The 19588-nt window shown below is 65.0% G+C and carries 19 protein-coding genes; 18 read left to right on the top strand and 1 reads right to left on the bottom strand.

Features of this window, described 5'->3' with window-relative positions; all coding sequences use genetic code 11:
• Positions 1–18: 18 nt before the first annotated feature.
• From asd to SPICUR_RS07085, 16 genes are all read left to right on the top strand, one after another.
• Positions 19–1131 carry an aspartate-semialdehyde dehydrogenase gene (gene asd, locus SPICUR_RS07160; protein ID WP_023367549.1) on the top strand — a complete coding sequence of 371 codons (1113 nt, stop codon included), beginning with the start codon at positions 19–21 and terminating at the stop codon, positions 1129–1131.
• The gene (locus SPICUR_RS07155) at positions 1131–2756 is read left to right on the top strand and encodes a type IV pilus assembly protein FimV (RefSeq protein ID WP_023367548.1); all 1626 of its coding nucleotides are present in this window, start codon (positions 1131–1133) and stop codon (positions 2754–2756) included. Before asd ends, SPICUR_RS07155 begins: the two co-directional genes overlap by 1 nt.
• Entirely contained in the window at positions 2753–3553 is an 801-nt protein-coding gene (truA, locus tag SPICUR_RS07150) for a tRNA pseudouridine(38-40) synthase TruA (RefSeq protein WP_023367546.1), read from the top strand. The genes SPICUR_RS07155 and truA overlap by 4 nt, the downstream gene beginning before the upstream one ends.
• Before the next feature lie 9 nt (positions 3554–3562).
• Positions 3563–4192, top strand: coding sequence for a phosphoribosylanthranilate isomerase (locus SPICUR_RS07145; protein WP_041382438.1), 630 nt, complete (start codon positions 3563–3565; stop codon positions 4190–4192).
• Positions 4167–5399, top strand: a complete 1233-nt coding sequence (gene trpB / locus SPICUR_RS07140) for a tryptophan synthase subunit beta (protein WP_023367542.1) — start codon at positions 4167–4169, stop codon at positions 5397–5399. The genes SPICUR_RS07145 and trpB overlap by 26 nt, the downstream gene beginning before the upstream one ends.
• The gene (trpA, locus tag SPICUR_RS07135) at positions 5396–6220 is read left to right on the top strand and encodes a tryptophan synthase subunit alpha (RefSeq protein WP_023367540.1); all 825 of its coding nucleotides are present in this window, start codon (positions 5396–5398) and stop codon (positions 6218–6220) included. Before trpB ends, trpA begins: the two co-directional genes overlap by 4 nt.
• Positions 6217–7101 (top strand): acetyl-CoA carboxylase, carboxyltransferase subunit beta, encoded by an 885-nt coding sequence (accD, locus tag SPICUR_RS07130; RefSeq protein WP_023367538.1) that lies wholly within the window; start codon positions 6217–6219, stop codon positions 7099–7101. Before trpA ends, accD begins: the two co-directional genes overlap by 4 nt.
• Before the next feature lie 9 nt (positions 7102–7110).
• Positions 7111–8403: a bifunctional folylpolyglutamate synthase/dihydrofolate synthase gene (locus SPICUR_RS07125; RefSeq protein ID WP_023367536.1), complete on the top strand. Its 1293-nt coding sequence runs from the start codon at positions 7111–7113 to the stop codon at positions 8401–8403.
• Positions 8404–8430: 27 nt separating this feature from the next.
• Positions 8431–8943, top strand: coding sequence for an SPOR domain-containing protein (locus tag SPICUR_RS09580; protein ID WP_023367534.1), 513 nt, complete (start codon positions 8431–8433; stop codon positions 8941–8943).
• Positions 8944–8969: 26 nt separating this feature from the next.
• Complete coding sequence (locus tag SPICUR_RS07115) at positions 8970–9560, top strand: CvpA family protein (protein ID WP_023367532.1); 591 nt, start codon at positions 8970–8972, stop codon at positions 9558–9560.
• A 4-nt stretch (positions 9561–9564) separates the two neighbouring features.
• Positions 9565–11076 carry an amidophosphoribosyltransferase gene (gene purF, locus SPICUR_RS07110; protein ID WP_041381790.1) on the top strand — a complete coding sequence of 504 codons (1512 nt, stop codon included), beginning with the start codon at positions 9565–9567 and terminating at the stop codon, positions 11074–11076.
• Positions 11073–12254, top strand: a complete 1182-nt coding sequence (locus tag SPICUR_RS07105) for an O-succinylhomoserine sulfhydrylase (RefSeq protein ID WP_023367528.1) — start codon at positions 11073–11075, stop codon at positions 12252–12254. Before purF ends, SPICUR_RS07105 begins: the two co-directional genes overlap by 4 nt.
• 202 nt (positions 12255–12456) lie before the next feature.
• Entirely contained in the window at positions 12457–13656 is a 1200-nt protein-coding gene (gene proV / locus SPICUR_RS07100; protein WP_023367526.1) for a glycine betaine/L-proline ABC transporter ATP-binding protein ProV, read from the top strand.
• An 11-nt stretch (positions 13657–13667) separates the two neighbouring features.
• Positions 13668–14507 (top strand): ABC transporter permease, encoded by an 840-nt coding sequence (locus SPICUR_RS07095; protein WP_148291363.1) that lies wholly within the window; start codon positions 13668–13670, stop codon positions 14505–14507.
• A 35-nt stretch (positions 14508–14542) separates the two neighbouring features.
• The gene (locus tag SPICUR_RS07090) at positions 14543–15412 is read left to right on the top strand and encodes a glycine betaine ABC transporter substrate-binding protein (protein ID WP_041381788.1); all 870 of its coding nucleotides are present in this window, start codon (positions 14543–14545) and stop codon (positions 15410–15412) included.
• Positions 15413–15497: 85 nt separating this feature from the next.
• Positions 15498–15986: a hypothetical protein gene (locus SPICUR_RS07085; RefSeq protein WP_023367520.1), complete on the top strand. Its 489-nt coding sequence runs from the start codon at positions 15498–15500 to the stop codon at positions 15984–15986.
• Here the strand turns inward: SPICUR_RS07085 and SPICUR_RS07080 are convergent.
• Positions 15954–16745: a UDP-2,3-diacylglucosamine diphosphatase gene (locus tag SPICUR_RS07080; RefSeq protein WP_023367518.1), complete on the bottom strand. Its 792-nt coding sequence runs from the start codon at positions 16743–16745 to the stop codon at positions 15954–15956. The genes SPICUR_RS07085 and SPICUR_RS07080 overlap by 33 nt on opposite strands.
• A gap of 26 nt (positions 16746–16771) precedes the next feature.
• Between SPICUR_RS07080 and gltX the strand changes: the two genes are divergently transcribed.
• Positions 16772–18199 (top strand): glutamate--tRNA ligase, encoded by a 1428-nt coding sequence (gltX, locus tag SPICUR_RS07075; protein WP_023367516.1) that lies wholly within the window; start codon positions 16772–16774, stop codon positions 18197–18199.
• Positions 18192–19586: a cysteine--tRNA ligase gene (cysS, locus tag SPICUR_RS07070; RefSeq protein WP_023367514.1), complete on the top strand. Its 1395-nt coding sequence runs from the start codon at positions 18192–18194 to the stop codon at positions 19584–19586. Before gltX ends, cysS begins: the two co-directional genes overlap by 8 nt.
• The last annotated feature ends 2 nt before the right edge of the window (positions 19587–19588 follow it).

Raw genomic sequence — 19588 nt, 5'->3', positions numbered from 1 at the left:
TCTTTTTGGGGGATATTCATGCATAAGGTAGGTTTCGTCGGCTGGCGCGGCATGGTGGGCTCAGTGCTCATGGACCGCATGCGCCGCGAGCATGACTTTGCCGACATCGAGCCGGTCTTCTTCTCGACATCCCAGACGGGTCGGCCCGGCCCCGATGTTGGCAAGCCGGTGGCCGAGCTCCGCGATGCCCATTCAATCGACGCTCTCGCGGAGATGGATATCATCGTGACCTGCCAGGGCGGTGACTACACCGGCGCAGTGTATGACGATCTGCGTCGGGCCGGCTGGCGTGGCTACTGGATCGATGCGGCCTCGACGCTGCGCATGGCCGACGACAGCATCATCGTGCTGGATCCGGTCAACGACGGTGTCATCCGCCAGGGACTGCACGATGGGGTGCGGACCTTTGTCGGCGGCAACTGCACGGTCAGCCTGATGCTGATGGCCATTGGCGGACTGCTGGAGCACGATCTGGTCGAGTGGATTTCGCCGATGACCTATCAGGCCGCGTCGGGCTCCGGCGCTCAGCACATGCGTGAACTCCTGCGGCAGATGGGCTACCTGCACCATGCCGCCGGCAGTCGTCTGGATGATCCCTCGGGCGCGATCCTCGATATCGACCGCGATGTCAGCATGGCGTTACAGGGCGCGGACTATCCCGCCGATCATTTCGGTGTGCCGCTGGCGGGCAGCCTGATTCCCTGGATTGACCAGGCCATGAGCAGCGGTCAGAGTCGCGAGGAATGGAAGGCAGGGGTGGAGACCAACAAGATCCTTGGCCGCCATGCCAATCCGCTGCCCATCGATGGGCTCTGTGTCCGGGTCGGGGCGATGCGCTCGCATGCCCAGGCGCTGACGATCAAACTGCGCCGGGATGTCCCGCTCGCCGACATTGAAGCGATGCTCGGCGAGGCCAACGACTGGGTTGAGGTGGTGCCCAACGAACCAGCCGCCAGTCAGCGGCAGCTTACACCGGCGGCGGTCAGTGGGGGGCTGGATATCCCGGTCGGCCGACTGCGCAAGCTCGCCATGGGGGATGACTACCTCTCTGCGTTCACCGTCGGGGACCAGCTGCTCTGGGGGGCTGCCGAACCGCTCCGGCGGATGCTGCGGTTGCTGGTGGCAGACTGATGCGCCGCGCGGTCGTCCTGACCGTCCTGTGGCTGATGGCCCTGCCTTCAGCATGGGCACTGCAGTTGGGCGATCTGGCGCTGGAATCGCAACCCGGTGCACCGTTATCGGGCCGTATCCCGATCATCGATGCCGGCGGTATGTCGTTGGATCGGGTACAGGCCGATCTCGCCGGCGACCGTGCCCATGCCGAGGCCGGTATCAACCCGTCGGCGCTGCCGCCCGGCCTGATGCTGACGCGCGGCGGAGCGGCCACTGATGATATCCAGGTGACGACGGCGAATCCGCCGGAGTTGGCGGCGGACGGCCCGGCGCTCGAGTTTCTGGTGCGACTGCGCTGGTCGGAGGGCCGGGTCCTGCGCCGCTACCGGGTGGAAAGCGATGGGGTGGCCCTGCAGGGCACCGCGTCATCGACGGCCCGTTACGGACCCACCGAGGGCGACGATACGCTCTACAGCATTGCCGAGCAGCTGCGTCCGCAAGCGGTCACCAATAACCAGATGATGCTGTCGCTATTGGCCGAGAATCCGGCCAGTTTCAACGCCGACAACGTCAATGCCCTGCAACGCGATGCTTTTCTGACTGTGCCCCGGGGTGATGCGCTCCGGTTCCCGGATGAGGCGACCGCCACCGAACGCGTGCTGGCCCAGCAGCGGACATGGCGGACCGGCGAACGACCACAGGCGGTGGAGGAGTCGGCTCCCGAGGCCCCAGAGGCGCCAGAGCCATCGGAACCCCCGCAATCCCCGGAACCCGTGAGCGATATCCGTCCGATGCTGGCGCTGCTTCCAGCGGATCCCGCGGCAACACAGCCCACACCGGCGGAGCGGGATGCACGGGTCAATGAGGCCCTGGCGCCGCTGGAGGCGCAGCTGGATCGCCTGGAGACGTCCAATGAATCGCTGAGCGCGCAGAACCGGTCCCTTCAGGAAACGCTCGCGCAGCTGCAGTCCGATGTGCAACGGCTGGAGGGGCTGCTGGCGCAGTCGGTGCCGGCATCGCGTCCGACGGCATCTGCCGCTCCGACCGCCGCCACGGCCGTCGAGGAGCGCGCCGATGCGGTAACGGCGGCCATGGTCCGGGCCTGGCTGATGGATGAGGCCCGTGCTGCCATTGCCAACCCGCGTGCCACACTGCGAGCGCCCTGGGCCCAGTGGACGCTGGGAGGCGTCGCATTGCTGCTGATGCTCGTCCTGTTCCGAATACGGCGGCGACGTGCCCGTCAGGGAGCCGCCGCTGCGGCCATGCCGCCGCACTGGCAGCCCTCACGCAGTGATGTCGCCGCCGGACCAGTGGCCGCCGAGCCATCGCTGGGCGAGACGCGGGTGCGACCACTCGACGAGGCCCCCGGGGATCCACTCGAAAGGGCGAGTGAGCTGATCGCCTATGGTCAGCTGCATGGGGCGCAGTCGGTGCTCGACGAGGCCCTGGGGGAGGAGCCGGATAGCGTCGATCTGCGGCTCAAGCTGCTCGATGTGCTGGCCATGCGGGAGGATCAGGCGGGGTTCGAGTCGGAGGCGCATGTCCTGCAGGCACAGATCAACGACCCGGAGGATGTGCGCTGGCAGCGGATTGCCGCCAAAGGGCGGATGCTCTCGCCGGATTATCCGCTGTTCCAGGCATGACCCGACTCGCGATCGGCGTTGAATATGACGGCAGTGGCTACAGTGGCTGGCAGCGTCAGCGTCATGCCGATTCGGTGCAGGTACGGCTCGATCAGGCTCTGAGTGCGGTTGCCTGTCATCCCGTCCAGACCGTGGCTGCGGGGCGTACCGATGCCGGCGTGCATGCCTGCGAGCAGGTCGTGCATTTCGACACCGATGCATCACGCCCCGATCGCGCCTGGGTCAAGGGCGTGAATGCGCATCTGCCCGCTGATATCGGTGTGCGCTGGGTGGCCCATCCGGGTAACGGGTTCGATGCCCGGCGCAGCGGTGTCTCGCGGGCCTATCGGTATCTGCTCATCGACAGTCCCGAGCGCCCGGTGCTATTACGCGATCGCGTCGGCTGGACGTTCCGGGCGCTCGATGCGGGGCCGATGCAGCAGGCCGCCGAGGCACTGCTCGGTGAGCATGACTTCAGCAGCTTCCGCGCCTCGGCGTGCCAGGCCCAGCATCCGTTGCGTCGGGTCGAAACGCTGACCGTGAGGCGACGCCAGGGCCTGGTGGTGGTGGATATACAGGCGAACGCGTTCCTCCATCATATGGTCCGCAACATCGTTGGTACGCTGATGCCGGTGGGCGCTGGTGAGCGGTCGGTGGACTGGGTCGGCGGTGTGCTCGCGGCAAGGGATCGTCGCCGGGCGGGAATTACCGCGCCGGCAGCGGGTCTATATATGGTCGGCGTGCGGTATCCAGCGCGGTTCGGGCTGCCCGATCCACCCGCTGGACCGATTTTTGCCCCGGCGTGGGGCGACGGGTAGGATATGAATGTGCGTTGCCGGGTAAAGATTTGCGGCGTGACAACGCCTGAGGACGCGGTGATGGCCGCCGAGGCGGGCGCGGATGCCATCGGGCTGGTGTTCCATCCGCCCAGTCGACGCTGCGTGACGGTGGATCAGGCGGCGCGGATTGTCGCGTCGCTGCCGCCCATGGTCACCGCGGTGGGGTTGTTTCTGGACGCCGATGCCGAGCGGGTCCGGGACGTGATCTCGCAGGTCGCGCTGGATCTGCTGCAGTTCCATGGCAGCGAAACGCCGGGGTTCTGTGAGCGATTCGGTCACCGCTACCTCAAGGCAATCGGGATGGCGGGGGGCGATCCCTGGGCGGTCGCCCGGGACCATCCCCAGGCGGCTGGTCTGCTGCTCGATGGCCACCCACCGGGTGCCGCCGGTGGCAGTGGCGAGGCGTTCGACTGGGGGCAGCCGCTACCCGGCAGTCACCGGATCATCGTCGCCGGCGGGCTTCGCGTCGATAATGTCGCGCAAGCCGTTCAAACCATTCGGCCCTGGGGCGTCGACTGCAGCAGCGGTGTCGAGTCTTCCCCGGGGATCAAGGATCGGCGCCTTGTCGCCGCCTTTATTGAAGAGGTCCATCGTGTCCAACGTTATTCAGGCGATTGAAGCCCCCGCCGATTTCGGCGAGTTTCCCGACCCGCTCGGGCATTTCGGCCCCTATGGCGGGCGCTTCGTCCCCGAGCTCCTCATGGCGCCACTCGAAGAGCTCGCGTCGGCGTACGCACGCTTTCGGGCGGATCCGGAGTTCCAGGCCGAGCTCTATGCAGATCTGCAGTATTACGTCGGTCGGCCCACGCCGCTTTACTTCGCCAGGCACTGGACCGAGCAGGTCGGTGGCGCGCAGCTCTACCTCAAGCGCGAAGACCTCGACCACACCGGCGCGCACAAAATCAACAACACCATGGGGCAGGCGCTGCTCGCCTCCCGCATGGGCAAACGCCGGATCGTCGCCGAGACCGGTGCCGGCCAGCATGGTGTCGCCACGGCAGCGGTCTGCGCGCGGCTGGGTCTCGAGTGCATTGTTTATATGGGGGCCGAGGACGTCCGGCGGCAGTCGGTCAATGTCTACCGGATGCGCCTCATGGGGGCGACTGTGGTACCCGTGGAGTCCGGAACCCGTACCCTCAAGGACGCACTCAATGAGGCCTTCCGCGACTGGGCCGCCAACGTCGATGACACCTTCTACATCATTGGCACCGTCGCGGGTCCGCATCCCTATCCGGAGATGGTGCGCGACTTTCAGGCCGTCATCGGCCGCGAGACCCGCGAGCAGTGCCTGGAGCAGCACGGGCGCCTGCCGGACGCGCTGGTTGCCTGTGTGGGTGGCGGCTCCAATGCCATCGGCATGTTCCATCCTTTCCTCGGTGATACCGGTGTCGAGATCTATGGGGCCGAGGCCGGGGGTGAGGGTGTCGAGACCGAGCGTCACGCAGCCCCCCTGTCGGCGGGGCGTCCGGGCGTCCTGCACGGGAATCGGACCTATCTGATGGAGAACGCGGACGGCCAGATCATGCCGACCCATTCGGTGTCGGCCGGTCTCGATTACCCCGGTGTCGGGCCTGAGCATGCCTGGCTCAAGGACACGGGGCGTGTGCGCTATGTGGCAGTGGATGATGACGACGCGCTTGCGGCATTCCACGGACTGGCGCGTCTGGAGGGCATCATCCCGGCGCTGGAAACCGCCCATGGCATCGCCTATGCCGAGAAGCTCGCCGCGCGGATGAGGCCGGACCAGGTGATCGTCATCAACTGCTCGGGACGCGGCGACAAGGATATCGACACCGTGGCCGAGGTAGAGGGAATGAATCTATGAGTCGCATTGCATATCGCTTCGCCCAGCGCCGCGCCGAGCAGCGCAAGACGCTGGTCACTTACGTCACCGGCGGAGATCCGCACCCCGGGGCGACGGTGCCGATCATGCATCGGTTGGTCAGTGCCGGTGCCGATATCATCGAGGTCGGCATGCCGTTCTCCGATCCCATGGCGGATGGACCGGTGATCCAGTCCGCCTGCGATCGGGCACTCGAGAACGGCACGGGACTCGCCGGCGTGCTCGAAATGGTCCGCGCATTCCGGCGCACGGACAACGATACGCCGGTGGTGTTGATGGGCTATCTCAACCCCATCGAGCAGATCGGTTATCAATCATTCGCCCGCGATGCGGCCGCGGCCGGTGTCGATGGCGTGCTGACGGTGGATCTGCCCCCGGAAGAGGGCAATGAATTCGTTGCGGCGCTGACCGAGCATGACCTCGACCCCATCTGGCTGATCGCGCCAACCACCCGCATGGAGCGCGTCAACGCCATCTGTGATCAGGCCCGCGGGTTCGTCTATTACGTCTCACTGAAGGGCGTCACCGGTGCCGGCACGCTGGATGTCGATGATGTGGGCAGCCATGTGGACACCATTCGCGAAGCCACCCAGACGCCGGTTGGGGTGGGCTTCGGTGTGCGCAGTGGCGACGATGCGGCGCGTCTGGGGCAGGTCGCTGATGCGGTGGTCGTTGGCACCGCCATCGTTTCGCGGATCGCCGAGAATGTGGGTGACGATGCGGCGATCGGCGACGCGATCCATGCCATCACCGATGAGTTGCGACAGGGGCTGGATGCGCCAATGGTGGAGCGCACGCCTTGAGCTGGTTCGAGAAACTCATGCCCTCGCGGATCCGGACCGAGGGCGGCCGCAGCCACAGCATCCCCGAGGGGCTCTGGACCAAGTGCGAGTCCTGTAATGCGGTGCTCTACCGCCCCGAACTCGAGCGCAATCTCGAGGTATGCCCGAAGTGCGCCGCGCATATGCGCATCGGTGCCCGCCGGCGCCTCGAAGTCTTCGTTGACGCGGCGGGCCAGGAGGAGATCGGTACCGATCTGCAGCCCGTCGATGCCCTTCGATTCAAGGACACCAAGCGCTACAAGGACCGGCTCGCGCAAGCGCAGCGGACCACCGGCGAGCGTGACGCGCTGGTCGCGATGAAAGGCACGCTCGCCGCCGAACCGGTGATTGCCGTTGCCTTCGAGTTCCGCTTCATGGGCGGCTCGATGGGGGCGGTGGTTGGCGAGCGATTCGTCCGTGCGGTGGAGCAGGCACGCGAGGCACGCTGTCCGCTGGTCTGCTTCAGCGCGAGTGGCGGGGCGCGCATGCAGGAAGCGCTCCTGTCGTTGATGCAGATGGCAAAGACCAGTGCCGCGCTCAAGCGCCTGTCTGAATCCGGCGTTCCGTTCGTCAGCGTCCTGACCGATCCCACGATGGGGGGTGTGTCAGCCAGTCTGGCGATGCTGGGCGACGTGATCGTTGCCGAGCCGGGGGCGCTGATCGGTTTCGCGGGGCCGCGGGTCATCGAGCAGACGGTCCGCGAGACACTGCCGGAGGGTTTTCAGCGCAGCGAGTTCCTGCTCGAACACGGCGCGGTGGATCTGATTGTCGATCGACGTGAGCAGCGCATGCGCATCGCGTCGCTGCTCGCAATGCTCATGCAGGCGCCGGCGCCCCAGCAGGCCGCCGCCGGCCAGATCTGACCCGTCGGAGTGGCGGATACAACACTCGACGGCTGGCTGGCCTGGCTGGAGGGTCTGCATCCGCGCGAGATCGAGCTGGGGCTGGGCCGCATCGGCCGCGTCGCCCGACGGCTCAGCCTGCCCCCGGAGCAGGCGCCGCTCATTACCGTGGCAGGCACGAACGGCAAGGGCAGCACCGTGGCCTGCCTCGAATCGATGTTCCGGGCCGGCGGTCATCACCCCGGTGCCTTCACCTCGCCGCATCTGCTCCGCTACAACGAACGGATACGGATTGATGGCCAGCCGGTGGATGATGCGGCCATCCTTGATGCATTTCGAGCGATTGATCGAGCCCGGGGCGAGATCACGCTGACCTATTTCGAGTTCGCTACACTCGCCGCTGTCTGGTGCTTCCGGGCGGCGGGGGCGAGCCCCTGGATCCTCGAAGTTGGATTGGGCGGTCGGCTCGACGCCACCAATTGCCTGGATGCCGATCTGGCGATCGTGACCGCCATCGACCTCGATCATATGGAGTGGCTGGGCGACACGCGGGAGGCGATCGCGACGGAAAAGCTGGGGATTGCCCGGCCGGACCGGCCGATTGTCTGCGCCGACCCGGATCCGCCGTCGCGAGTCGCCGAAACGGCGTCGGCACTGCCCGCGCCGCTCCACCAGCTGGGTGAGCACTATCACTATCAGACCAGCACCACGGACTGGTCATGGTGGAGCCACGATCGCCGTTACGACCATCTGCCGCGTCCTCACTGGATGGCCGACGACGCGCTTGCCAACGCAGCGGGGGCGGTAGCGGCCGTGACCGATGCCATGCCAGCACTCGCACTCGATTCAACGAGCATCGCGACGGGGCTCGCCAATGCCCATGTCATCGGTCGTCAGAGCTGGGCGCCGGGCGGTGGTGGTGGCTGGTTGCTCGATGTCGGCCATAATCCGGCCGCTATCGATCTGCTCGCGCGGCGGCTCGAGGCTGTCCGCGACCGGGGGCGCGTCCGGGTCGCGTTCGGTCTGATGGCCCGAAAACCGCTGTCAGCCCTCATCGTCCGGCTGGCCCCGGTTGTCGATGAGTGGTTCGCGCTGGCGCTTGATGATCCGCAGAGTTTTTCGGCCGATGCCATCGAGCAGGCACTGGGCGAAGCGGGGCAGGTGGTCATCGGGCAGGGCGACGCGTCATCGGCCCGGGCGATACTGGAGGCGCGCGCCGCCGCACAGGATCTGTCGGTCGCCGCCGGATCATTCCGTGTGGTCGAGGCATTCATGCGGGCCGGTATCGTTCCTTGCAACGACCGCGGCAGCAGCCGAGACTGAACGGGTCGGATAACGCGGAGCAGCCAGTTGGAGCAGCGGGTCAAACAACGGTTGGTCGGGGCGGTCGTGCTCGTCGCCCTCGGTGTCATTTTCCTGCCCATGCTGCTGAGCGGTCCGGTGGAGCGTACCCGTGTCGATATTCAGCTGGATATGCCGGCTGAGCCAACGCTTGAGGCGGCGCCGGCGCTGCCCGAGGATTCCGCGGTTGAATCGTCCCAGCCCGGCCAGTCGCTGGCCGACCAGCCCGCACTGGGCGGGGACGGGGCGGTCCCCGATCCGGCACCAGCGCCCGTGCGTCCCGATACCGGCGCTGATGTCTATGTCCAGGTGGGTGCGTTTGGCAGTCTCGAAAATGCCCGACGGCTCGCCAACCGCCTGACGGATAATGATCTGGACGTCCGCATCGCCGAAGACGATCGCGAGGACCGGCTACCCTACCGGGTCCAGGTCGGGCCACTGGACGGTCGGGCGGCAGCGGAACGGATGGCGCAGCGACTGGCCGATGGCTTTGGCCTGCCGGGATTTATCGTCGAGCCGTGAAGGATCGACTGCTATAATGAGGAATCATGACACCGTTGAACTGGCTCGACCTTGCGTTTATCAGCGTCATCGCCCTGTCGGTGCTCATCGGCGTCATCCGCGGCTTCGTCCGCGAGGTCATATCCGTGCTGATCTGGGTGGCGGCATTCTGGATCGGCGCCCGGTACAGTGCGCAGGTGGGCGACTACCTCTCGCCGTGGCTGGCGTCCTCCATGCTGCAGCTGGTCGCCGGTTTCGCCGGTCTGTTCATTCTCACCCTGCTGGTCGGCGCGCTCATCAGTTACGTCGCGCGAGTGTTGGTGGGACGGACCGGACTGACTGGCACCGACCGACTGCTGGGGGTGGTGTTTGGCGCGCTGCGGGGGTTGCTGCTGACCGGGGCGGTGGTACTGGGCGCGGGCCTGACAGCGATTCCCGGCGAGACCTGGTGGCAGGAGTCGGTCATTGCCCAGAGCTATCGGCCATGGGTCTGTCATGCCCGGGTCGGGAGCTGGCTGGACAAGGCACAGCAGGTACCCGGCGTGGCCCGGGCACCCGTGAACAGCGCGGCGGCCTTCGCCTACTGGGAGGCCTACTGTCAGATCAATTCCGAGCAGAATAGCGAGAGCGGGAGCTGAATCTATGTGTGGCGTAATCGGCATGGTGGCCCGGCATCCGGTCAATCAGGCCCTTTATGACGGCCTGACGGTCCTCCAGCATCGCGGCCAGGATGCCGCGGGGATCATGACGTTCAATCGCGGCAGGCTGCATCTGCGTAAGGACAATGGCCTGGTCCGTGATGTGTTCAGTGCCCAGGACATGATGCAGCTGCAGGGCAATATGGGCATTGGTCACTGCCGCTATCCAACCGCCGGCTGTGCCAGCGCCGCCGAGGCCCAGCCGTTCTATGTGAACTCGCCCTACGGCATCAGCATTGCGCATAATGGCAATCTGACCAACGCCGAGGCGATCAAGCGCGATCTTTTCCTCGAAGACCTCCGCCATATCAATACCACGTCGGATTCCGAAATCCTCCTCAATGTCTTTGCGCACAAGCTCGCTGAGCTCGGCAAGCTGCGCGTCAACGAGTCGGATATCTTCAATGCCGTGAGCGGCATTCATGAGCGCTGTCACGGCGGCTACGCCGCAGTGGCGATGATCAATGGCTATGGCGTGCTCGGATTCCGCGATCGTAACGGCATCCGGCCGCTGTGTTTCGGCAGCCGCGAGACCGAATCAGGGACCGAATACATGATCGCCTCGGAGAGCGTGGCGCTGAATGTGCTTGGCTTTCGACTGATCCGTGATGTCGCCCCTGGCGAGGCGGTGTTCATTGATCTGGAAGGCAACCTGCATACCCGTCAGTGCGCATCGGAGACCCAGCTCACACCCTGCATCTTCGAGTATGTCTATCTCTCCCGGCCGGACTCGATGCTCGACGATGTGTCGGTCTACAAATCGCGCCTGCGGATGGGGCGGATGCTCGCCCGCAAGATCAAGCGCGAATGGGCGCACCATCATATCGATGTTGTCATCCCGATTCCGGATACCAGCCGGACCAGTGCGCTGGATCTGGCCAACGACCTCAACCTCCGCTACCGCGAGGGCTTCATCAAGAATCGCTATATCGGCCGGACCTTCATCATGCCGGGGCAGGCGGTACGAGAGAAGTCGGTCCGCCAGAAGCTCAACCCCATCGAGCTCGAATTCCGTGGCAAAAACGTGTTGCTGCTCGATGACTCCATCGTGCGCGGTACCACCTCCGAGCAGATCATTGAGATGGCGCGTGATGCGGGTGCCAATAAGGTGTTTTTCGCCTCCGCGGCACCGCCGGTGCGCTATCCGAATGTCTACGGCATTGATATGCCGGCTGCCCACGAGTTGCTTGCCCACGATCGCTCGGTAGAGGAAATCCGTCGGACGATCGGCGCCGACGGGATGATCTACCAGGACCTGGATGATTTGATGAGCGCGGTCCGGGAGGGCAACAGCGAACTGGACGCGTTCGACTGCTCCTGCTTTGACGGTCAGTACGTCACCGGCGATATCAGCGTCGACTACCTGCTCCAGCTCGAGGCGGAACGCGGCGAGGCGGCGCGGCAGGTCGGCCATGAGAGCACGGCCGTCAACGAGCTGGGGCTGGTGCGCTCGTGACCTGGGGAGACGATACAAAGGGGCTGAGGGCCGGCTGGGAACGCACGCCCGAGCAGGAGCACTCGGAGGCGATTTTTCCCACCTCCAGCTTTACGTTCCATAGCGCTGCTGAGGCCGCGGCACGGTTCAGTGGTGAGGAATCCGGCAATATCTACTCCCGCTTCACCAATCCCACGGTGCGGGCCTTCGAGACCCGCCTGGCCGCGATGGAGGGGGGTGAACGGGCGATAGGCACGGCCTCGGGCATGTCGGCGATTCTCAGCCTCTGCATGGGGCTGTTGCGGGCGGGTGATCATGTGATCTGTTCGCTCGGCGTCTTCGGGACGACTGCATCACTGTTCGCCAATCAGCTCTCACGCTTTGGTGTCAGTACCGATTTTGTCCCACCCACGGATGTCGGGGCCTGGGCAGCGGCAATGCGGCCGGAGACGAAACTGCTCTTCCTGGAAACGCCCTCGAACCCGCTGACCGAGGTGGCGGATATGCGGGCGCTGGCAGACCTTGCCCATTCCCATGACGCGCGCCTCGTGGTGGATAACTGCTTCTGTACCTCTGCACTGCAGCGTCCGCTGGAGTGGGGGGCTGATATCGTCTCGCACTCGGCGACCAAGTATCTGGACGGTCAGGGCCGCTGCGTGGGCGGTGCGCTGGTGGGGGACGCGGACACCCTCGATCGGTTCATATTCCCGTTCCTGCGAACGGCGGGTCCGACGATGAGCCCGTTCAACGCCTGGGTCTTCCTCAAGGGACTGGAAACGCTCAACCTGCGCATGCGAGCCCACAGTGATCAGGCGGCGGCACTGGCGGAGTGGCTGCGGTCGCATCCGGCGGTGAGCCAGGTCTTCTACAGCGGGCTGGCGGATCATCCCCAACATGCCCTTGCGGCGCGTCAGCAGAACGCCTTCGGCGGTATCGTCTCATTCGAGGTCGAGGGAGGGCGCGCGGCGGCGTGGGAGGTCATCGACCGTACGACCATGCTCTCCATTACGGCGAATCTGGGCGATGTCCGCACGACGATCACCCATCCGGCCAGCACGACCCATGGGCGCGTACCGGTCGACCAGCGCGAGGCGATGGGTATCCGTGAGGGGCTGGTCCGCGTCTCCGTCGGGCTGGAGGATCTCGCCGACATCCAGACCGATCTCGATCAGGGGCTGTCGCGCCTGAAACCGGTCTGATGCGCCTACGATCGCGATTGCCGGAGACCGCCCCCGGTTGATTCAGCGGTCGCCGTTACGTACCGTCCCCATCAATGAAGCCATTGCGGAGCGGTATGAAAAGCCAACTGAACAGCCAGTATTCCTTCTCTGATGCCCCGTCCGCATCGCTCATCCGTCCCGGTTCAGGGCCGTCGCGCGGTTGCCAGAAGGCGACCCAACGATGAGCACGAAAATCTCCATCGACAACCTCTACAAGGTCTTCGGGCCCAATCCCGACGAAGGGATGCGGCTGCTCGAACAGGGTCACGAGAAGGATGCGATCTTTGAGAAGACCGGTAATACCGTTGGCGTCCAGCGGGCCTCCTTCGACATCGAAGAGGGTGAGATCTTTGTGATCATGGGACTGTCCGGTTCGGGCAAGTCGACCATCGTGCGGATGTTCAACCGTCTGATCGACGCCACCGCCGGACACGTGCTGATCGACGGCCGTGATGTGACCGCCATGCCGCGGAACGAGCTCATCGATCTGCGTCGGCATGAGATGAGCATGGTTTTCCAGTCATTCGCGCTCATGCCCCACAAAACCGTGCTGCAGAATGCCGCCTTCGGTCTCGAAGTCGCGGGCACGGAGCGTGAGGCGCGCGAGGAGCGGGCACTGCAGGCGCTCGAGCAGGTCGGTCTCAAGCCCAATGCGAACAGCTATCCCGATGAGCTCTCCGGCGGCATGCAGCAGCGCGTCGGGCTCGCCCGGGCGCTCGCGGCCGATCCCTCCATCATGCTCATGGACGAAGCCTTCTCGGCCCTCGACCCCCTGATCCGGACCGAGATGCAGGATGAGCTCGTCCAGCTGCAACGCGAGAACCGGCGCACGATCATCTTCATCTCCCATGACCTCGATGAGGCCATGCGCATCGGTGATCGTATCGCGATCATGCAGGGCGGGCGGGTCGTGCAGGTCGGCACGCCCGAGGAGATCGTCACGCAGCCCGCCAACGAATACGTCCGCTCGTTTTTCTACGGTGTGGATGTGACCCGCGTGTTCTCGGCCGGCGATCTCGCCGATCGGCGTCAGGTGATGGTGTTCGACCGGCCGGGTACGAGCCTCCATGCCGCGCTCGAGCGGCTGCATGCCAACAACCGCGAGCTCGGCGTGGTCCTTGATACCGATCAGCGCTACCAGGGGACCGTCACCGCGGATTCGCTCAAACAGGCGATGGATGGCGATAGCGGGGGCAGCTTCCAGTCGGCATTCCTGGAGTCGGTGGAGTCGATGGCGGCGGATACACCACTCAATGATGTGGTGACCCAATCGGCACGGACGGGCTACCCCCTCCCGGTGATCGACACCGACGGTCGCTATGTAGGGAGCGTCAGTCGTACCGCTGTGCTCAAGACACTCGATCGCTCAGGAGAAGAATAATGGCGTCTGATCTGCGGGAAATGATCGATATCCCAGTCGGGCCGTGGGTGGAGTCGGGCGTTGAATGGGTCCGCTCCACTCTGGCTGGCCCGCTCGACGGCTTTGCCACCGGCGTTGGATTCGTTGCCGATGGCCTCGAGAGTACGCTGCTGTTCCTGCCGGACTATGTGCTCGGCCCGCTGCTGGTCGCGCTGGCATGGAATCGGGTCGGCTGGCGCTTCGGTGTCTTCGCCGCGCTGGCGCTGTTCCTGGTGATCGGTATCGGCCTCTGGGAAGAGACGATGCAGACGCTGGCGCTGGTGATCGGTGCCAGTCTGATCGCGCTGGCGGCCGGGCTGCCGTTGGGGATCACCATGGCCCGTCGGGATTCGGTGGCCATGGTGGTACGGCCGATCCTCGACTTCATGCAGACCATGCCGCCCTTCGTCTATCTCATTCCGGCGGCGATCTTCTTCGGGCTGGGTAAGGTCCCTGGCACCATTGCCACGGTGATTTTCGCGATGCCCCCGGCGGTCCGCCTGACAAACCTGGGCATCCGCCAGGTCAGTCAGGAGAACGTCGAAGCCGGGCTGGCGTTCGGGTGTACCCGCCGCCAGCTGCTCTACAAGGTCCAGGTCCCATTGGCGATGCCCTCCATCATGGCGGGCGTCAACCAGACCATCATGCTCGCCCTCTCCATGGTCGTGATCGCATCGATGATCGGAGCCGGTGGTCTGGGCAATACCGTCCTGACAGGCATTCAGCGGCTGGATGTCGGCCTCGGCTTCGAGGGCGGACTGGGCGTAGTCATTCTCGCAATCCTGCTGGATCGACTGACGCAGAGCTTCGGCCTGCGTCGCGGCAAGGATTGATGTTTTCGATGCAATGGAAGAAAGGAGAAGACCCGATGTTGAGGCAATCAACGCGACTCTTGATGACGGGAGCGCTGGGGATGGCCCTGGCAAGCGGTGTTCAGGCCCAGGACGATACCATCGAGATCGGCTGGACCGCCTGGTCCGATGCGGAGTTTGTGACGAAACTGGCGTCCCGGCTCATCAACGAGAATACCGATCATTCGGTTGAGCTGGTTCAGACCGATATTGCCCCGCAGTATCAGGGCATTGAGACCGGCGATATCGACGCCATGATGATGGCGTGGCTGCCGGCGACCCATGAGGACTACTACGAGAACGTCGCCACTGGCGTCGAGAACCTCGGCGTGCTCTACAACGGCGCGCGTCTGGGTTGGGTCGTGCCGGACTACATCCCCGAGGACGAGTTGAGCTCGCTGAGCGATCTCAGCAAGGATTCCGTTCAGGACAAGCTTGACGGGACGATCACTGGCATCGATCCGGGAGCCGGCCTGACTCAACTCTCCGAGACGGCGATTGAAGCGTACGGTCTGGATGATTACACGCTCCAGACCTCGAGCGGTGCCGGTATGACCGCCGCGCTGGATCGGGCCACGAACCGCGACGAGTGGGTTGTGGTCACTGGCTGGAGCCCGCACTGGAAGTTCGGTGCTTATGATCTGCGCTATCTGGAAGATCCGGATGGTGTGCTCGGCGGGCCGGAGCGCGTTCACGTCCTCGCCCGTGAGGGCTTTGACGCCGATTATCCGCAGATCTCCCAGGTGCTCTCGCGGATGTATCTCTCGCTCGATAAGCTCCAGAGCTACATGTTCGAGGCCCGCGAGGGTTCGTACGAAGAGGCGATTACCCGCTTCATCGACGACAACCCGGATCAGGTCGACTACTGGCTCACCGGCGAGTTATAAAGGCGGCTGCGACCACAGCCTGATCGGTTGAACCGATCGATTCACACCCCGCCGCGTGCGGGGTGTTCTGTTTTAGACTGAGGGCATGTGGTTTCACCGACGTCCGCGGCCCGATATTCATGACACCGCGCCGGCTGTGCGTCGTGCGGCGATCAATGCCGGCGCGGTCGGTCACAATGCGCTGCGCCGCGTCGTTACGGCCGATCCGGACAGCCGGGTCCGGTCCACGGCCGTGGGGCGGCTGCATGATCTCGTGATCCTTCGATCGGTCCTCGAGGGCGATCCCGATGAGTCGGTCCGTGAGGCGGCCCGCGTGCGCTATCGCCAGCTGTTGGCGGGCGGCGACACGCTCGATCTCGACTATCGCCGGGCCGCACTGGAGGCCTGTCCGGATACCCAGATCATCGCCCATGTCGCACGTAGCGCCCGGGAGCCATTACTGCGTCGCGTCGCGATCGGCCGCATTCACGAGCCGCGTCTGCTCGACGAGATTCGTCACCACGACACCGACCCGACGGTCCGTGCTGCGGCGGCGGAGCGGCTAGCGCTCGAGGCGCAGCGTTTCCAGCGTTGAGACGCCGTGATCGATGCGCAGGACGCTACCCTGCTCGAACCAATCACCGAGTACCGTGCGGGTCCCCGGCTGACCGTTGATGGTCAGCTGATGGAGCGCGGGGCGATGGGTGTGCCCGTGGATCAGATGCTGCACGTCCCAGTCCCGCATTCGCTGATCAATGGCATCGGCATTGGCGTCCATGATCCGCGCCGTCTTCCCCGCCATCGCCTCGCCACTGCGCTGGCGGATAGTCCGGGCCTGTTCGATGCGCTTGGCGATGGGCTGGGCGAGGAATGTCGCTTGCCAGTCGCGATTGCGGACCTGCTCGCGGAAGGCCTGATAGGCGCTGTCATCAGTGCAGAGCGCATCGCCGTGCTCGAGCAGCACCGGCTCGTTGTCGATAGTCACCCGCGTCGGCTCGGTCAGCAGCGTGGCCTGTGCGGCATGGCAGAAATCATCGCCGATCAGGAAGTCGCGATTGCCATGCATGAGATAGATCGGTACGCCTCGGGCGCTGAGCGCCGCCAGCGCTGGCGCCACGGGGTCATCGGCAGGCCGCGCATCATCACCGATCCAGGCCTCGAAGAGATCACCAAGGATGAACAGCGCCGTGGCGCTCGACGCGTCGGTGTCGAGGAACCGGAGAAAGGCCCGCGTGGCGGCCGGACGGCTGGGGTCCAGGTGCAGGTCGGCGATGAACAGGACGGGCGACGGGGAGCTCTCAAAGACCAATGGCTTCATCGCACCAAAGATGACGCCGGCGGCGGCTGCATGCAAGTCGTGGTTCCATTACCATTGCGTGGATGAATGAACAGGTCGTCCGCACACGTTTCGCACCCAGCCCGTCGGGTCGGCTGCATATCGGCAATCTGCGCACGGCGCTTTTCAACCGGCTGCTGGCGCGGCACCACCGGGGCGTTTTTATGCTGCGGGTCGAGGATAGCGATGCCGCGCGCAGCGAATCGACCGCGACTGAGGCACTGCAGTCCGACCTGCGATGGCTTGGGCTGACGTGGGATGCCGGTCCGGGGGTGGATGCGCCTGCCGACTGGCAGCAATCACGCCGGACAGCCCTCTATGCGGATGCGGCGGAGCGACTGCGCGCCGCCGATTCGGCCTATTACTGCTTCTGCTCTGTCGAGCGTCTGGCGGCGCTGCGTGATCGCCAGCAGCGTGCCGGCGAGCCGCCGCGTTACGACGGATGCTGCGCCGGCATCGACCCGCGGCGGGCGGCGGATCGGGTGGCGGCCGGCGAACCAGCCGTGCTGCGCCTGCGCATGCCGATGGATGGGGCGATCGAGTTCACTGATCAGGTGCGCGGTGAGCAGTCGTTCCCCGCCGCGGATCTGGATGATCCGGTCATTCAGCGAGCCGATGGCAGTCCGGCGTTTCTGTTCGCCAATGCACTGGATGACGCGCTGATGGGGATTACCCACGTGCTCCGCGGTGAGGATCATCTCTCCAATACACCCCGCCAGCTCGTGCTCCTCGCGCATCTCGGACTCAACGCACCCGCCTATGGGCATCTCTCGCTGGTGGTGGACGAGCAGGACGCACCGCTGTCGAAACGACGGAGCGCCCCGGGTATTGATGACCTGCGTGGTCGTGGGGTCCGGCCGGAGGCGATCTGCAACTACCTGGCCCGCCTCGGCAACCCGGCGCCCGACGAGGCGTTGCAGACGTTGGATCAATTGGCCGAGGGCTTCGATGTGACCCGCCTGAGTCGCCGGCCCGCGCGCTTCGACGAGCGTCAACTCCAGTACTGGCAGTCACTGGCCATGGCTCAGGCGCCGTTTGAGACGCTGCGGCCGGCGCTGCAGACCCGCTGTATTCCCGACGACCAGATTCCGGCGTTCATCGCTCTGGTGCAGCCGAACCTGCAGACGGCCCGCGAGCTCAATGACTGGGCGGTGCGGCTTTTTGACGATCAGGACGTCATGACGGATGCCGCTGTGGCGCGGGCGATCGAATTGGGGCCGGCGTTTTTCAAGACCATCATGACCGAACTCGAGTCGGCGGATACGCATGACTGGAAACCGCTTCGCGCCCGACTCGAGGCGGCGACCGGGCGACGCGGCGGGGCGCTCATGAAGCCGCTGCGCCAGGTGCTGACCGGGCTCGACCATGGGCCGGCACTGGGCGCCATCATTCACCTCATGCCGGCGGCGGTCCGTCGGATGCGTTTACAGCGGGCGGCGGCTGCCGCCGCGGGAGCCGGTTCGGATGCTTGAGATCCATGACAGTCTGAGCGGGCATAAGTCTGCTTTCGTGCCCATTGATCCACCGCGGGTCAATCTCTATGTCTGCGGCATGACGGTCTATGACTACTGCCATCTCGGTCATGCCCGTGCGATGGTGGTCTTCGACATGGTCGTGCGTTATCTGCGCTACAGCGGCTATGACGTTCACTACATCCGCAACATCACCGATATCGACGATAAGATCATCGCGCGGGCCGCCGCGCTGGGCGAGTCGATCGATGCACTGACACCCCGCTTTATCAATGCGATGCACGAGGATGCGGACGCGCTGGGCTGCGAGCGCCCTGACCAGGAGCCCTGCGCGACGGACCATATCGAGCAGATCATCGCTATGATCGAGCGCCTGATCGAGCGCGGCTATGCCTATCAGTCGATGGGTGATGTGTATTATGCGGTGGGCCGTTTCCCCGACTATGGCCGCCTTTCCGGAAAGCGGCTCGAGGATTTGCGCGCCGGGGCGCGTGTCGATGCGGGAGAGCAGAAACAGGATCCGGCCGACTTCGCACTCTGGAAAGCCGCCCGGCCCGACGAGCCGAGCTGGGATTCGCCCTGGGGGCAGGGACGCCCCGGGTGGCATATCGAGTGCTCGGCGATGTCGACGCACTGCCTTGGCAATCAGTTCGATATTCACGGCGGCGGTATTGACCTGAAATTCCCGCATCATGAAAACGAGATCGCGCAGTCAGAGGCTGCGACCGGGGAGCACTTCGTCAATTACTGGATGCACAATGGTCACGTACGGATCGATGACGAAAAGATGGCCAAGTCGCTCGGCAATTTCACGACAGTGCGCGACGTACTGGCGCGGCACGATGCCGAAACGGTGCGTCAGTTCCTGCTCTCGAGCCATTACCGCAGCCCGCTGAACTACACCGCCGACGCCCTGCTGCAGGCGCGTAGCGGCATGGAACGTCTCTACACCGCGTTGCGGGGACTGCCTGGCGCGCACTCGGAGCATGCCGACAGCCAGGCCTTTCGGGACCGGTTCCGGTCGGCGATGGATGATGACTTCAACACGCCGCTGGCGCTGTCGGTGCTGTTTGATCTGGCGCGGTCGATCAACCGGGCCCGCGAGGCCGACGACAGCGATAAGGCAGACGGGCTTGGTGCGACGCTGCATGAACTTGGCCGCGTCCTCGGGCTGCTCAATCAGGCCCCGGCGGACTACCTCCAGGGCGGCGCGGTGATGGACGAGACCAGCGCCGAGCGTATCGAGGAGAGGATCGCGGAACGCGCGGCTGCCCGAGCGGCACGGGACTTTGCGCGGGCCGATGCGATCCGCGATGCGCTGCTGGCCGAGGGGGTTGTCCTTGAGGACAAGCCCGATGGCACTCTCTGGCGCCGCGAAAGGGGTTGATC

This window comes from Spiribacter curvatus (assembly GCF_000485905.1).
Taxonomy (GTDB): domain Bacteria; phylum Pseudomonadota; class Gammaproteobacteria; order Nitrococcales; family Nitrococcaceae; genus Spiribacter; species Spiribacter curvatus.
The sequence above is the reverse complement of the archived record's forward strand: the minus strand, read 5'-3'. Positions and strand labels throughout refer to the sequence as shown.

Bases quoted from the DNA above. Each gene is read 5' to 3' on its own strand.
- truA (WP_023367546.1), top strand. From the start codon at position 2,753: ATGACCCGACTCGCGATCGGCGTTGAATATGACGGCAGTGGCTACAGT.
- gltX (WP_023367516.1), top strand. From the start codon at position 16,772: ATGAATGAACAGGTCGTCCGCACACGTTTCGCACCCAGCCCGTCGGGT.
- SPICUR_RS07090 (WP_041381788.1), top strand. From the start codon at position 14,543: ATGTTGAGGCAATCAACGCGACTCTTGATGACGGGAGCGCTGGGGATG.
- asd (WP_023367549.1), top strand. From the start codon at position 19: ATGCATAAGGTAGGTTTCGTCGGCTGGCGCGGCATGGTGGGCTCAGTG.
- SPICUR_RS07115 (WP_023367532.1), top strand. From the start codon at position 8,970: ATGACACCGTTGAACTGGCTCGACCTTGCGTTTATCAGCGTCATCGCC.
- cysS (WP_023367514.1), top strand. From the start codon at position 18,192: ATGCTTGAGATCCATGACAGTCTGAGCGGGCATAAGTCTGCTTTCGTG.
- trpA (WP_023367540.1), top strand. From the start codon at position 5,396: ATGAGTCGCATTGCATATCGCTTCGCCCAGCGCCGCGCCGAGCAGCGC.
- proV (WP_023367526.1), top strand. From the start codon at position 12,457: ATGAGCACGAAAATCTCCATCGACAACCTCTACAAGGTCTTCGGGCCC.
- purF (WP_041381790.1), top strand. From the start codon at position 9,565: ATGTGTGGCGTAATCGGCATGGTGGCCCGGCATCCGGTCAATCAGGCC.
- SPICUR_RS07085 (WP_023367520.1), top strand. From the start codon at position 15,498: ATGTGGTTTCACCGACGTCCGCGGCCCGATATTCATGACACCGCGCCG.
- SPICUR_RS07155 (WP_023367548.1), top strand. From the start codon at position 1,131: ATGCGCCGCGCGGTCGTCCTGACCGTCCTGTGGCTGATGGCCCTGCCT.